Source organism: Pseudomonas sp. FSL W5-0299 (assembly GCF_005930655.1).
Taxonomy (GTDB): domain Bacteria; phylum Pseudomonadota; class Gammaproteobacteria; order Pseudomonadales; family Pseudomonadaceae; genus Aquipseudomonas; species Aquipseudomonas mandelii.
In genome coordinates, this window is sequence record NZ_RXHX01000001.1 from 104,322 (window position 1) to 116,954 (window position 12,633).

The 12,633-nt window shown below is 60.9% G+C and carries 14 protein-coding genes and 1 other RNA gene; 6 read left to right on the top strand and 9 right to left on the bottom strand.

Annotated elements, in window-relative coordinates; genetic code table 11:
* Positions 1-109: 109 nt before the first annotated feature.
* Complete coding sequence (locus tag FHL16_RS00505; protein ID WP_077747164.1) at positions 110-1,087, bottom strand: NADPH:quinone oxidoreductase family protein; 978 nt, start codon at positions 1,085-1,087, stop codon at positions 110-112.
* 150 nt (positions 1,088-1,237) lie between these two features.
* Here FHL16_RS00505 and FHL16_RS00510 point away from each other — a divergent pair, with 150 nt between their 5' ends.
* Positions 1,238-1,645, top strand: coding sequence for a flagellar basal body-associated protein FliL (locus FHL16_RS00510; RefSeq protein ID WP_010465012.1), 408 nt, complete (start codon positions 1,238-1,240; stop codon positions 1,643-1,645).
* Between the two features lie 90 nt (positions 1,646-1,735).
* Here FHL16_RS00510 and FHL16_RS00515 read toward each other — a convergent pair whose 3' ends face one another.
* From FHL16_RS00515 to FHL16_RS00530, 4 genes are all read right to left on the bottom strand, one after another.
* The gene (locus FHL16_RS00515; protein WP_077747165.1) at positions 1,736-2,854 is read right to left on the bottom strand and encodes an ABC transporter permease; all 1,119 of its coding nucleotides are present in this window, start codon (positions 2,852-2,854) and stop codon (positions 1,736-1,738) included.
* On the bottom strand, positions 2,854-5,577 hold the full coding sequence (rbbA, locus tag FHL16_RS00520) for a ribosome-associated ATPase/putative transporter RbbA (RefSeq protein WP_077747166.1): 2,724 nt from the start codon (positions 5,575-5,577) through the stop codon (positions 2,854-2,856). Before rbbA ends, FHL16_RS00515 begins: the two co-directional genes overlap by 1 nt.
* Entirely contained in the window at positions 5,574-6,539 is a 966-nt protein-coding gene (locus FHL16_RS00525; RefSeq protein ID WP_077747167.1) for an HlyD family secretion protein, read from the bottom strand. Before FHL16_RS00525 ends, rbbA begins: the two co-directional genes overlap by 4 nt.
* 121 nt (positions 6,540-6,660) lie before the next feature.
* Entirely contained in the window at positions 6,661-7,110 is a 450-nt protein-coding gene (locus tag FHL16_RS00530; protein ID WP_077747168.1) for an EVE domain-containing protein, read from the bottom strand.
* A gap of 201 nt (positions 7,111-7,311) precedes the next feature.
* Here FHL16_RS00530 and FHL16_RS00535 point away from each other — a divergent pair, with 201 nt between their 5' ends.
* The gene (locus tag FHL16_RS00535) at positions 7,312-7,464 is read left to right on the top strand and encodes a hypothetical protein (protein WP_007942433.1); all 153 of its coding nucleotides are present in this window, start codon (positions 7,312-7,314) and stop codon (positions 7,462-7,464) included.
* Between the two features lie 35 nt (positions 7,465-7,499).
* On the opposite strand, the gene FHL16_RS00540 is transcribed toward FHL16_RS00535, so the two are convergent.
* The 4 genes from FHL16_RS00540 to FHL16_RS00555 all read right to left on the bottom strand — a co-directional run bounded on the left by FHL16_RS00540 (position 7,500) and on the right by FHL16_RS00555 (position 8,924).
* Entirely contained in the window at positions 7,500-8,105 is a 606-nt protein-coding gene (locus FHL16_RS00540; protein ID WP_077747169.1) for a 5-formyltetrahydrofolate cyclo-ligase, read from the bottom strand.
* 86 nt (positions 8,106-8,191) lie between these two features.
* Positions 8,192-8,370, bottom strand: a non-coding RNA gene (gene ssrS, locus FHL16_RS00545) — 6S RNA.
* A gap of 30 nt (positions 8,371-8,400) precedes the next feature.
* Positions 8,401-8,718 carry a cell division protein ZapA gene (locus FHL16_RS00550; RefSeq protein ID WP_007942435.1) on the bottom strand — a complete coding sequence of 106 codons (318 nt, stop codon included), beginning with the start codon at positions 8,716-8,718 and terminating at the stop codon, positions 8,401-8,403.
* Complete coding sequence (locus FHL16_RS00555; protein ID WP_003213954.1) at positions 8,715-8,924, bottom strand: TIGR02449 family protein; 210 nt, start codon at positions 8,922-8,924, stop codon at positions 8,715-8,717. Before FHL16_RS00555 ends, FHL16_RS00550 begins: the two co-directional genes overlap by 4 nt.
* Before the next feature lie 124 nt (positions 8,925-9,048).
* Between FHL16_RS00555 and FHL16_RS00560 the strand changes: the two genes are divergently transcribed.
* The 4 genes from FHL16_RS00560 to FHL16_RS00575 are packed head-to-tail and all read left to right on the top strand — an operon-like array spanning position 9,049 to position 12,632.
* Positions 9,049-9,609, top strand: a complete 561-nt coding sequence (locus tag FHL16_RS00560; protein WP_010464994.1) for a YecA/YgfB family protein — start codon at positions 9,049-9,051, stop codon at positions 9,607-9,609.
* A gap of 26 nt (positions 9,610-9,635) precedes the next feature.
* The gene (gene pepP / locus FHL16_RS00565; RefSeq protein ID WP_077747170.1) at positions 9,636-10,970 is read left to right on the top strand and encodes a Xaa-Pro aminopeptidase; all 1,335 of its coding nucleotides are present in this window, start codon (positions 9,636-9,638) and stop codon (positions 10,968-10,970) included.
* Positions 10,967-12,154 carry a 2-octaprenyl-6-methoxyphenyl hydroxylase gene (gene ubiH / locus FHL16_RS00570; RefSeq protein ID WP_010464989.1) on the top strand — a complete coding sequence of 396 codons (1,188 nt, stop codon included), beginning with the start codon at positions 10,967-10,969 and terminating at the stop codon, positions 12,152-12,154. The genes pepP and ubiH overlap by 4 nt, the downstream gene beginning before the upstream one ends.
* Positions 12,147-12,632, top strand: coding sequence for a DUF4442 domain-containing protein (locus FHL16_RS00575; RefSeq protein ID WP_010464988.1), 486 nt, complete (start codon positions 12,147-12,149; stop codon positions 12,630-12,632). Before ubiH ends, FHL16_RS00575 begins: the two co-directional genes overlap by 8 nt.
* The last annotated feature ends 1 nt before the right edge of the window (position 12,633 follow it).

Below are 12,633 nucleotides of genomic sequence, written 5' to 3' on the forward strand. Positions count from 1 at the left end.
CACAGGTATAAGTGAAGGGCGTTATGGGAATGGTCCTGGGCGGCGGTTGATGAGGCATTTCAAGCGTCCTGAAAAAGCGGCCCGGACAATCCGGCCCGCTTTTTAAGGTTCAGCGAACCTGTACCACCACTTTCCCGACCGCCTTGCGCTGTCCAAGATCATTGATCGCCTGCGCCGCATTGCTCAGCGGATACACCTGCGAAACCAACGGCCTCAGTTTGCCCTCGGCAAACCAGCCAAATAACTGCTGGAAGTTCGCCGCGTTGTCCTGCGGCTGGCGTTGGACAAACGAACCCCAGAACACGCCGACTACGGCCGCGCCCTTGAGCAGCGCCAGGTTCACCGGTAGTTCTGGAATGCGTCCGCTGGCGAAACCGACCACCAGCAAGCGGCCGTTCCAGGCGATGGCGCGGATGGCCTGGTCGAACAGATCGCCGCCGACCGGGTCGTAAATCACGTCGGCACCCTGGCCGTCGGTCAGGCGTTTGATTTCGTCCTTGAGGCTGGTTTCGCTGTAGTTGATCAGTTCATCGGCGCCGGCTGCCTTGGCCACCGCAAGTTTTTCGGCGCTGCTGGCGGCGGCAATCACGCGGGCGCCCATGGCTTTGCCGATTTCTACGGCGGCCAGGCCTACACCGCCGGAAGCGCCGAGCACCAGCAGGGTTTCACCCGGTTGCAGGTTGGCCCGTTGCTTGAGTGCGTGCATCGAGGTGCCGTAAGTCATGCTGAACGCGGCAGCGGTGTTGAAGTCCATCGAGGGCGGGATCGGCAGCACGTTGTAGCCCGGCACGGCGACCTGCTCGGCGAAACTGCCCCAGCCGGTCAGGGCCATGACCCGGTCACCGACCTTGAGGTGGCTGACTTTTTCGCCCACTGCACTGACCACACCGGCCGCTTCGCCACCCGGGGAAAACGGGAAGGGCGGCTTGAACTGGTATTTGCCCTCGATGATCAGCGTGTCCGGGAAATTCACCCCGGCGGCATGCACGTCCAGCAGGATTTCATTCTTCTTCGCGACAGGGCTGGCGACGTCTTCCAGCACCAGCGATTCGGCAGGGCCGAAGGCTTTGCACAGCACGGCTTTCATCAGGGCTATTCCTTTGGGAGTGATGGCCGATAAGTGTAGGTGTGTGAGTCGATGGGTCAACGAGCATGCCCGACCCTGATAGTCAGCCATAAGCTTGTGCTTGAGCGGCGGGTCGTTATGCTAGGCCGCAAACCGGATAAGGAGCGAATTGTGAAAGCGTGGATCATGTTGTTGCTGGCCCTGTCTCTGCCTGTGGCAGCGATGGCCGAAGAAGCCAAAGAAGGTGAAGCTCCGAAGGTCAATTACATCACCCTGAGCCCGCCGTTCGTGGGCAACTATGGGCTGGACGGTACGCCGAAGCTCAAGGTCTACAAGGCCGATGTGGCATTGCGCGTGACCGGTGAGGAGGCGACCAAGGCAGTGAAGGCCAACGAGCCGTTGATCCGTAATCAGCTGGTGGCGTTGTTTGCCCAGCAGACGACCGAAGCGATGAGCAACGTTGAAGCCAAGGAAAAGCTGCGTCAGGAAGCCCTGAAGCAGACTCAGCAAGTGATGAACGATGAGACCGGCAAGCCGATGGTTGAGGATTTGTTGTTCAACAACCTCATCATTCAGTAAGTCTCTCGCTGCCCGGGCCGGCCTCTTCACGAGCAATCCCGCTCCCACAGGAACTGAGCAGAACCCTGTGGGCGCCGGCTTGCCCGCGATTCAGGACGCCAGGCTCTTGCGAAACCGCATCAGCGCCACGCTAAAAAACAGCAGGCCAATGGCGCTCAATGCCAGCAAGTCCGGCCACACCACATTGATCCCCGCGTCGCGAAACAGTATCGCGGCGCTGAGGCTGACGAAGTGGGTCGATGGCGAGCCCTGCATGACCCATTGCAGCCATTGCGGCATGCTGTCGAGCGGCGTACTGCCGCCGGAGAGCAGCAACATCGGGATGATCACCGGAATCGCCAGCAGGCCGAATTGCGGCGTCGAGCGGGCGAGGGTCGCAAGGAATATCCCCAGCGCTGTGCTGGCGAACAGATAAACGGCCGTCACCATCAGGAACAGGGTCATGGAACCGGCCAGCGGCACGCCGAGTGCACCTTTGACGATCACCTCCAGCGAGATCCAGGTGCACAGCACCACCACCAGCATGTTGCTCCAGATTTTCGCCAGCATGATTTCAAGCGCCGTGAGGGGCAGCACCAGCAAATGGTCGAGGGTGCCGTGTTCGCGCTCACGCAACAACGCTGTGCCGGTCAGGATGATGGCGAGGATGGTGATGTTGTTGACGATTTGAATCACCGCCAGGAACCAGCCGCCCTCCAGATTGGTATTGAACAGCGCTCGGGTGGTCAGCAGCACGGGGGCTTTGCTCGCTGCATCGCCTTGTTCACTGTAGGTCTGCAGTTCGCGCTGGAAAATCCGTCCGATGTAGCCCGCCCCCATGAACGCCTGGCTCATGGCTGTGGCGTCGACGTTGACCTGCACGGCTGGCTGGCGGCCAGCCAACAGATCTGCCTGGAAATTGGCCGGAATATTGATGACGAAGGTGAATCGACCGCTGTCCAGCACATCGTCCAGTTGTTCATAGGGCAACGACACCGGCGCCTGGAATTCCGGCGGCTGCAGGGCTTGCGCCAATTGTCGTGACAGGTGGCTGTGATCTTCATCGACCATGGCCACGCTGGCGTTGTGCACGCCAATCACCGAGCCCGCGGCCGGCATGTAGATCGCGACGGTGAAGGCATAGAACAGGAACAGTAGCAACACGCTGTCGTGTCGCAGGCTGGTGAGTTCCTTGAGGCCAAGTCGCAGGATGTGCGCAAGCTTGTGCATCAGGCCTCCTGCTTTTTCAGCATGGCCAGGCTAAGGCCGGTAAACCCCAGGAAAAACCCGAACAGTGCCAGGCATTGCGGCCACAACTGCCGGATATCCAGGGCCTTGGTAAACGTGCCAACGGCAATATCGAGGAAGTAACCCGCCGGGAACAGCATCCCCATGACAGCGGCCGCGCCATCGAGTGACGAGCGCGGCACGATCAAGCCGGAGAACTGAATGGTCGGCAGACTGGTAATGATCATGGTGCCGAGAATGGCGGCAATCTGGGTTCGGGTGAACGCCGAAATCAACAGGCCCATGCTGGTGGTCGCCAGCACGTAGAGCAGCCCGCCGAAGGCCAGGGTCAGGCCGCTGCCCTTGAAAGGCACGCCGAACAGCCAGCGATTCATAGCCGTCAGGACGGCGAGGTTGATCAAGCTGATGGCCAGATATGGCGCTTGCTTACCTAGCAGGAACTCCAGTCGCGTCAGCGGTGTGGCGTAGAAGTTGGTGATCGAGCCCAGTTCTTTCTCCCGCACGATGCCCAGCGCCGTCAGCATGGCCGGGATGAACGCCAGGATCAGCGCCATCACCCCGGGACCGATGGCGTTGACGCTGACGACATCCTGGTTGTAGCGGAAGCGGGTTTCCAGTTGGGCTGCGGCTTGCCGGTTCAGTGCGGGGCTGGACTGCTCGGCCAATTGCACCAGGTTGCCCTGGTGTACCGCTTCCACGTAATTGCGGCTGGTTTCGGCGCGAAACGGCATGCCGCCATCGAGCCAGGCCGCGACAGCGGGTTGGCGACCGGCGAACAAGTCCCGGCCGAATCCCGGCGGGACTTCCAGCGCCAGTTTGATTTCCGAGCGCTGTAATCGTCGATGCAATTGCGCCGGATCGCTGATGGGCGGTTGTTCGTCGAAGTAACGGGAGCTGCGGAAAGCCTCCAGATACGCCCGGCTTTGTGGCGTCTGGTCCTGGTCGTAGACCGCGAAGGCGAGTTTTTCCACATCCAGGGAAATGCCGTAGCCGAAAATCACCATCATGAACATCGCCCCGAGCAGGGCAAAGGCCATGCGCACTTTATCGCGCAGCAACTCCTTGCCTTCACGACTCGCCAGCGCCCGCAACCGTCCAAAACTGAAGCGGCTGTCTTGCATCGGGGCGACGGGGGCGAGCGTCGTGTCGATGGGCGTTGGTGGCGCCGCCGTTACGATCGGGCCCTGGGCCTGCTCCAGGCAGGTGACGAACGCCGCCTCCAGAGTCTGGCCCTTGAACTGCAGTTGCAGAGCCGCCGGGGTGTCGCAGGCCAGGACCTTGCCGGCGTGCATCAGCGAGATGCGGTCACAGCGCTGGGCTTCGTTCATGAAATGCGTGGAGAGGAAAATTGTCACGCCCTGTTCGCGAGACAGTTCGATCAGCAGCCGCCAGAAATCATCCCGTGCGGCCGGGTCGACGCCGGACGTCGGTTCGTCGAGGATCAGCACTTCGGGGCGATGTAGCACCGCCACCGCCAGGGATAAGCGTTGGCGCAGGCCCAGTGGCAGTGCTCCGGACGGCTGATGAGCGACGCTGCCCAGGTTGAAGCGCTGGATCAGCTCATCGATGCGTTGTGCGCTCTCGGCCTTGGGCAAATCGAACAGCCGGGCGTGCAAGTCCAGATTCTGCCGCACGCTGAGTTCGCCATAGAGCGAGAAACTCTGGGACATGAAGCCGACGCGTTTGCGGGTGGCAAGATCCTTGGCATTCACTGGATTGCCCAGCAGCGTGGCGCGGCCTTCGCTGGCCGGGATCAGCCCGGTGAGGACTTTCATGGTGGTGGTTTTGCCGCAGCCATTGGAGCCCAGAAACCCGAAGATCTCGCCGCGGCCGATGGCGAAGCTGACCTTGTCCACCGCCGTAAAATCGCCGAAGCGCAGGGTCAGGTCATGGGCTTCGATGGCGATGTCGGCCGTGGCGTTGGTTCGGGCAGGGATCACCAGCGGCTGGTTGTCACGGCCGCTGTCGCCCTGGAAGTGAGTAAAGGCCTCATCGAGCTTGCCGCTGGGGGTCGCTGCTCCGAGGTCGCGGGTCAAGCCGGCGGCAATCAGTTTGCCGCCATCGAGCATCAGGCAGTGTTCGAATTGCTCGGCCTCTTCCATGTACGCGGTGGCAACCAACAGCGTCAATTGCGGACGTTGACGCCGGACGTCATCAATCAATTCCCAGAAGCGCCGCCGGGACAGCGGATCGACGCCGGTGGTCGGTTCATCGAGGATCAACAGGTCGGGTTCATGAATCAGCGCACAACAGAGGCCCAGCTTCTGTTTCATGCCGCCCGATAACTTGCCCGCCGGGCGCTCGGCAAACCGCTGCAGGTCGGTGGCCAGCAACAGACTTTGCATGCGCTGATCGCATTCGGCTCCGGACAGGCCGAACAAAGTGGCGAAGAAGTGAATGTTTTCGCTGATCGACAGCTCGGGATACAGGTTGCCGCCCAGGCCTTGAGGCATGAACGCAATTCGCGAATAGAGGCTGATACGGTGGCGCCGGTCCTGGATCGAGCCGCTGAGCACGTCCAGTTGGCCGTCTTGCAGCGTCTTCACACCGGCAATCAATCCCAGCAGGCTGGATTTCCCGGCGCCGTCCGGACCGATCAAGCCGCACCGGGTGCCGGCGGGCAGGCTGAACGTGATGTCGGTCAGCACCTGCTGTTGGCCGTAACGGTGCTGAAGGCCGGTGGCTTGCAGCGCCAGGCCGGTCATTGAAGATTGGCCGGCCAGCCAATGGGCGCGGTGCGCACGTAGCCGTTACCGGGCATCCCCGGTTTGGCCTGGGGCACGCTGCTGGGTTGGGTCAGGCGCAGCTTGACCCGAAACACCAGTTTCTGACGTTCGTCGCGGGTCTCGACTTCTTTGGGGGTGAATTGCGATTTGGCTGCCACGAAGCTGATTTTCGCCGGCAACGGCTGGCCGGGCAGGGCGTCCAGCAGGATCCGCGCTTCATCACCGACCGCCAGGCGTCCCACTACGGATGTGGCGAGATAGAGGTTCATGTACTGATCGTTCGGATCAATCAGCAACAACACCCGCCCACCGGCACCGAGGACTTCACCGGGTTCGGCCATGCGCAGCTGAATCACCCCGTCAATGGGCGCCCGCAGGCTGCTGTCGTCAATCTCGCTGGTCAGCTGAGCGACTTGTGCCTGCGCCGCGCCAATGGCGGCGCCGACGGCGGACACCTGCGCACGGGCCGCGGTGACGGCCGCGTTGCTCGTTTCGAAGCGAGATTGTTGCTGATCGATGGTCTGGCCACTGGAGAAGCCGCGCTTGAACAATTCCTGAGAACGGCTGAGCTCTTGGTGGGCAAGCCGTTGCTCGCTCTGGCGCAGTTGCACATTGGCCTGGGCGGCATTGAGGTTTTCCCGGGCGCGTATCACTTCGGCTTCGGCCTGGTTGCGCTGGGCTTCGAGGGTCCGGGTGTCCATGCGTGCCAGCAGCTGACCCTTGGTCACCTTGTCGCCTTCATCGACCAGGACTTCGGCCAGCCGGCCGGCTGTTTTGCTGGCGATCTGTACTTCAGTGGCTTCAAGTCGGCCATTACCGACATACAACCCTTCGGGCAGTCGGCTAAGGGTCGACTTCCAATAACCAAAACCCCCAGCGGCCAGTAACACTGCCCCCAGTAAAAAGGCGAAAAAAAGTGAAGAGCGGCGGTGAATCGACATGTCGGCATCCTGCGTCTGTAGCGTCGTAGTCTGACAGGCAAGCGGCGGGGCGACTTGATATCCGTCAACGGGGTGTCACGTCTGACCGATCCAGGCCAGAGCGTCGGGCGGTTCAGCTTGTTTAGCGCAGGCCGAGCACCGCTGTCCATTGCTCGGCGGTAACCGGCATCACCGACAACCTTGAGCCTTTCTGCACCAATGGCATCTCGGCCAACGCCGTCTGCTGCTTCAAGTAATCCAGCTTCAACACCTTGGAAAACGTCTCGACATGCGCAACATCAATCGCGCTCCAGGCGTTTTTCTCTGGCGTGGCCTTTGGATCGTAGTAATGACTTTCCGGCTCCAGCGCCGTTGGGTCCGGATACGCCGCTTGAATAATCTTTCCGATCCCTGCAATCCCGGGCTCCGGGCAGCTGGAGTGATAGAAGAAAAACTCGTCGCCCACCGCCATCGTCCGCAAAAAGTTACGCGCCTGATAGTTGCGAACCCCATCCCAGCGCGCTTTGCCAAGCTTCGCCAGGTCTTTGATCGAGAGTTCATCGGGCTCGGATTTCATCAGCCAATAGGCCATGGTTTTTGCTCCTTGCGAGGTGATTGGGCAAGTTGTCGGGCAATTTTATGACAAACCGACAGTCGGTTGACGCCAGCGTTTGCGTGTCAGTTCACGTTGCCGCAAAATGCCGGCCTTCTAAGCTTGACGCTGCTGCACGGCCTACACCTACAACGGAAACCGCTGCTGTCATCGTGTTGATGTGCCTTTGGGGGGCAATCGATGAAACGCAAACCGGATTTACTATGGATTTTGGTTATTTTGTTCGGCCTCGGCGTCGTGACCACCGGCTATGCCCAAAGCCTGTGGAACAACAAGACTGACGCGCCAATCGAAATCGCACAGCAACAACAGCCGTCGGCCTTCAAGCGCTGAGCGTGTTTTTCGGGCGCCGCTGATTCCAGTGGCGTCTAGCCTGCGAAATACCACGCCTTGTCGGTAACCGTTCCTTGCAACGGCACATCCCAGCTCGCCTGAGCCAATCGTTCTACCTTCTGACATTCATGGGCCAGGCCCAGCAGCGTCGGCTTGCGCCAGTTTTTTCGCCGCGCCAGGTAGGCGAGGCTTCGATCGTAGAAACCGCCGCCCATTCCCAGGCGGCCGCCGACGTCGTCAAATCCCACCAATGGCAACAGCACCAGGTCCAGCGCCCAGACTTTGCGCTGGCGGGCGAGGTTGTGCCGGGGTTCGAGAATACGAAAGCGGTTGGGTTTGAGTTTTTCACCGGGACGAATCCGCTGGAACACCATTTTGGTCCGCGGCCAGGCACTGAGTACCGGTAGATAAGTCGCCTTGCCCCGACGTTGCGCTGCGCGCAGCAACAGGCGCGGGTCGATTTCACCGTCGGTGGGCAGGTAGAGGGAGATGTGTTTGGCCCGGCGAAACAACGGCTGCTGAGCCAATTGCTTGTACAGCCCGCGAGCAGCCTGGCGTTGCTGACTGGGGGGCAGTGCGCGGCGGGCCTTGCGCAGCATGCGTCGAAGTTGCGGGCGGGGCAGCAGCGCAGGTTCGGTCATGGATTCAGGCTTCGACAGGACAGATACGTAAAGCGTACCCGTAAAAAAGCCGATGCCGGTATTTAAACCGGCATCGGACTGGAATCAGGCTCCCCGGATGAACCGCTGCTGACTTAGCCCTTGAACCCGAAAGTTCAAGGTGGAAGATGCAGTAGGCTTTAAGGCTTTCCGTCTAGCGGACATGCACACCAGCCCAACGTGCAGCCTCCAGGGTAGTGCGAATCGGCTCAGGGACGTGGTCAACTGGCAAGCACCCCAGGGAGTGATGCGAGTATACCCCAAGCGGTTTCGTGTTTCAGCCCTTGGTGACGTCCGGATCGGTGGCAAGCACCAGATCGACGCGATCCAGCAGGTCGCGAACCTGCTCGCGAGTCGAGCCACTGGCCTGCACATCCGGGCGTTCTTCCTTGTGCAGAAGATCGTGCGTGATGTTCAGCGCGGCCATCACGGCAATGCGGTCGGCGCCGATGACTTTGCCGCTGCTGCGGATTTCACGCATCTTCCCGTCCAGGTAACGGGCGGCGCTCACCAGGTTGCTGCGCTCTTCCTGGGGGCAGATGATCGAATATTCTTTATCGAGGATCTGCACGGTAACGCTATTGCTTGAACTCATGAGTCTTGCTCCAGGGCCTTGAGGCGCGAAATCATTGATTCGACCTTACGCCGGGCGATTTCGTTCTTTTCAATGAGGTGAGCGCGTTCCTCGCGCCAGGTTTTTTCCTGAGCTAATAGGAGTCCGTTTTGACTCTTAAGTTGCTCGACCCGATTAATTAGCAGTTCGAGTCTGGCCATCAGCGCTTGCAGGTCGGTGTCTTCCATTGTGTCCACTGAATAGTCTGATGGGGGTAACGGGCGGACAGCCTTTAATAGTCTTGGCGAGTCTGTCGATGTAGGATACAAGGCCTTCATTCTAGACATAGCGCCGTCTGGCGCCTAGCTGCCCATGCCCATTCAGAATTCCCCGTACCAAGCCTTCGCCACCCTGCTGACTTCCAGCGGTCATAACGTCTCGCCTGCCGAACTGCACGGCCTGCTGCTCGGCCGCAGCTGCGCCGGTGCCGGTTTCGATGCCGAAGGCTGGCTGGTCGATGCCGCCGAACTGCTCGAAACTGAGCCCCAGGATAATGTCCGCAATGCCTTGATCGGCTTGCAGGAGATGGTCAAGGGCGAGCTCACCGGCGACGACGTCACTGTCGTTCTGCTGCTGCCGACCGATGACGCGCCACTGGCTGACCGTGCCGCGGCACTGGGCCAATGGTGCCAGGGCTTTCTCAGCGGTTTCGGCCTGAACTGCCGTGACAGCAGCATGCTGAGCACCGAAGCCACCGAAGTGTTGCAGGATCTGGCGGCCATTTCCCAGGTGCAAGACGCCCTGGAAGAGTCCGAAGACGGCGAAAGCGACTACATGGAAGTGATGGAATACCTGCGCGTTGCGCCGCTGCTGCTGTTCTCCGAAACCAAAAAAGCGGAAGAGCCGGCTGCGGCCAAGCCGTCGCTGCATTAATTGTTGCCAGGGAACGCCATCTGCCCATGATTCATATCCCGAAATCGGAATACAGCCGTCGCCGCAAGGCCCTGATGGCGCAGATGGAACCCAACAGCATCGCCATCCTGCCCGCCGCCGCAGTAGCCATACGCAACCGCGACGTCGAGCACGTCTACCGGCAGGACAGCGACTTCCAGTACCTCAGCGGCTTCCCCGAGCCTCAGGCCGTCATCGTACTGATGCCCGGTCGCGAACATGGCGAGTACATTCTGTTCTGCCGTGAACGCAACGCCGAGCGAGAACTGTGGGACGGCCTGCGCGCCGGCCAGGAAGGCGCGATCCGCGACTTCGGCGCCGACGATGCGTTTCCAATCACCGACATCGACGACATCCTGCCGGGCCTGATCGAAGGGCGCGACCGGGTGTATTCGGCCATGGGCAGCAACCCGGAATTCGACCGGCACCTGATGGAGTGGATCAACGTGATCCGCTCTAAAGCGCACCTCGGCGCCCAGCCGCCGAACGAATACGTTGCCCTGGATCATCTGCTGCACGACATGCGCCTGTATAAATCGGCGGCAGAAGTGAAGGTGATGCGCGAAGCCGCACGGATTTCCGCCCAGGCGCATATCCGGGCGATGCAGGCCAGCCGGGCCGGGCTGCACGAGTTCAGCCTCGAAGCCGAACTCGATTACGAGTTCCGCAAGGGCGGGGCGAAGATGCCGGCCTACGGTTCGATCGTTGCCGCCGGGCGCAACAGCTGCATCCTGCATTACCAGCAGAATGATGCCGTGCTCAAGGATGGCGACCTGGTGTTGATCGACGCCGGTTGCGAGATCGACTGCTACGCCAGCGACATCACCCGCACCTGGCCGGTCAACGGCAAATATTCAGCGGAGCAGAAAGCGATTTACGAGTTGGTGCTGGCGTCGCAAGAAGCCGCATTCGCCGAAATCGCCCCGAACAAACACTGGAATCAGGCGCACGAAGCCACGGTCCGGGTGATTACCTCCGGTCTGGTGAAGTTGGGCCTGTTGCAGGGCGACGTCGACGAGTTGATCGCCAGCGAAGCCTATAAAGCGTTTTACATGCATCGTGCCGGCCATTGGTTGGGCATGGATGTGCATGACGTCGGCGAATACAAGGTCGGCGGCGAATGGCGGGTGCTGGAAGTCGGCATGGCGCTCACTGTGGAACCGGGTATTTACATTGCCCCGGACAACCAGAACGTAGCGAAGAAATGGCGCGGCATTGGCGTGCGCATCGAGGACGACGTGGTGGTCACCAAAAACGGTTGTGAAATCCTGACCCAAGGCGTGCCGAAAACGGTCGCCGAGATCGAGGCCTTGATGGCTGCTGCGCGGACACAAGCGGCATGAGTCGAGTCAATCTGGCAATTATCGGTGGCGGCCTGGTGGGCGCCAGCCTTGCATTGGCGTTGCAGGCCGGGGCCAAGGCCCGTGGCTGGAAGATCGTGCTGATCGAGCCATTCGCCCCGGGCGACACCTATCAACCGAGCTATGACGCCCGTTCTTCGGCGCTGTCCTACGGGGCCAAACAGATTTATCAACGGTTGGGCGTGTGGCAGGAAATCTCCCGCCGCGCCGAGCCGATCAAGCAGATTCATGTCTCCGACCGTGGACGTTTTTCCACCGCCCGTTTGTCGGCGATGGAAGAGGGCGTGCCGGCGCTGGGTTATGTGGTGGAAAACGCCTGGCTAGGCCAATGCCTCTGGCAGGGCCTGGACAAGGATGTGGTCACTTGGCGTTGCCCGGCGGAAGTCACGCGCATGGAACCGCTGACCGATGGCTATCGCCTGACCCTCAACGATGAAACCACCCTGGAATGCGACCTTGCGGTGCTCGCTGATGGCGGCCGTTCGGGCCTGCGCGAGCAATTGGGCATCGGCATCAAAAAGCGTCCGTACAACCAGAGCGCACTGATTGCCAACGTCACCCCGAGCGAAGCGCATAACGGCGTGGCCTTCGAGCGCTTCACCGATGACGGCCCGATGGCGTTGTTGCCGCTGCCGGACAACCGCTGCGCCCTGGTCTGGACCCGCTTGGGGATGGACGCGCAACGACTGGCGGCGCTGGATGAGCGCAGTTTCCTCAGCGAGTTGCAGGGCGTGTTCGGTTATCGCCTTGGCACCCTGAAGCAGGTGGGCGCGCGGCATCTGTACCCATTGACGCTGATCGAAGCCGAAGAGCAAGTGCGTCCGCATCTGGCCATCCTCGGCAACGCCGCCCACAGCCTGCACCCGATTGCCGGCCAGGGCTTCAACCTGTCCTTGCGTGATGCTCAAGCCCTGGCCGATGCGCTGCTGGCGAGCGACACGTCGCCCGGCGACTTCGCGACCTTGCAGGCTTATCGCGAGCGTCAGCGCATGGATCAGAACCTGACTGTGGGGTTCTCCGATCAGGTGACCCGTTTGTTCGGCAGCACCCAGCCACTGGTTTCGCTGGGCCGCAACATAGGCCTGCTCGGTCTCGATCTGCTGCCGCCGGCCAAGCGCTGGTTCGCCCGGCAAGCCATGGGCCTGGGTACGCGTCCCGATGCTTAAGTGGCTGACTGATACGTTCGGTAAAGCGCGGTTGATGCGGTGGTTCATGACCTTCTACCCGCCGTACCTCGGTGCCGGGGTGCGGGTGCAGCACATCAGCGATGACTTCCGGGACATTCAAGTGTCCATGGGACTGAGTTGGTACAACCGCAATTACGTCGGTACCCAGTTTGGCGGCAGCCTGTATTCGATGGTCGACCCGTTCTACATGCTGATGCTGATGGAAAACCTCGGTCGTCAGTTCATTGTCTGGGACAAGGCTGCCGACATCGATTTCATCGCGCCGGGCAAAGGCCCGGTGTTCGCCCGCTTCAGCATCGACGAGACCTTGCTCGACGAGATCCGTCGACAGACAGCGAACGGCGAAAAGTACCTGCCGCAGTTGCAGGTCGATATTCATGACGGTGCCGGCGCCCTGGTGGCGCGGGTGCAGAAAACCCTTTACGTGCGGCTCAAACCGCAAGCGAGACAGGCTTAAA

Excerpts from the sequence above, each read along its gene's own strand:
- FHL16_RS00505 (WP_077747164.1), bottom strand. The coding sequence starts at position 1,087 with ATGAAAGCCGTGCTGTGCAAAGCCTTCGGCCCTGCCGAATCGCTGGTG.
- FHL16_RS00515 (WP_077747165.1), bottom strand. The coding sequence starts at position 2,854 with ATGCACAAGCTTGCGCACATCCTGCGACTTGGCCTCAAGGAACTCACC.
- rbbA (WP_077747166.1), bottom strand. The coding sequence starts at position 5,577 with ATGACCGGCCTGGCGCTGCAAGCCACCGGCCTTCAGCACCGTTACGGC.
- FHL16_RS00525 (WP_077747167.1), bottom strand. The coding sequence starts at position 6,539 with ATGTCGATTCACCGCCGCTCTTCACTTTTTTTCGCCTTTTTACTGGGG.
- FHL16_RS00530 (WP_077747168.1), bottom strand. The coding sequence starts at position 7,110 with ATGGCCTATTGGCTGATGAAATCCGAGCCCGATGAACTCTCGATCAAA.
- FHL16_RS00535 (WP_007942433.1), top strand. The coding sequence starts at position 7,312 with ATGAAACGCAAACCGGATTTACTATGGATTTTGGTTATTTTGTTCGGC.
- FHL16_RS00540 (WP_077747169.1), bottom strand. The coding sequence starts at position 8,105 with ATGACCGAACCTGCGCTGCTGCCCCGCCCGCAACTTCGACGCATGCTG.
- FHL16_RS00550 (WP_007942435.1), bottom strand. The coding sequence starts at position 8,718 with ATGAGTTCAAGCAATAGCGTTACCGTGCAGATCCTCGATAAAGAATAT.
- FHL16_RS00555 (WP_003213954.1), bottom strand. The coding sequence starts at position 8,924 with ATGGAAGACACCGACCTGCAAGCGCTGATGGCCAGACTCGAACTGCTA.
- FHL16_RS00560 (WP_010464994.1), top strand. The coding sequence starts at position 9,049 with ATGCCCATTCAGAATTCCCCGTACCAAGCCTTCGCCACCCTGCTGACT.
- pepP (WP_077747170.1), top strand. The coding sequence starts at position 9,636 with ATGATTCATATCCCGAAATCGGAATACAGCCGTCGCCGCAAGGCCCTG.
- ubiH (WP_010464989.1), top strand. The coding sequence starts at position 10,967 with ATGAGTCGAGTCAATCTGGCAATTATCGGTGGCGGCCTGGTGGGCGCC.
- FHL16_RS00575 (WP_010464988.1), top strand. The coding sequence starts at position 12,147 with ATGCTTAAGTGGCTGACTGATACGTTCGGTAAAGCGCGGTTGATGCGG.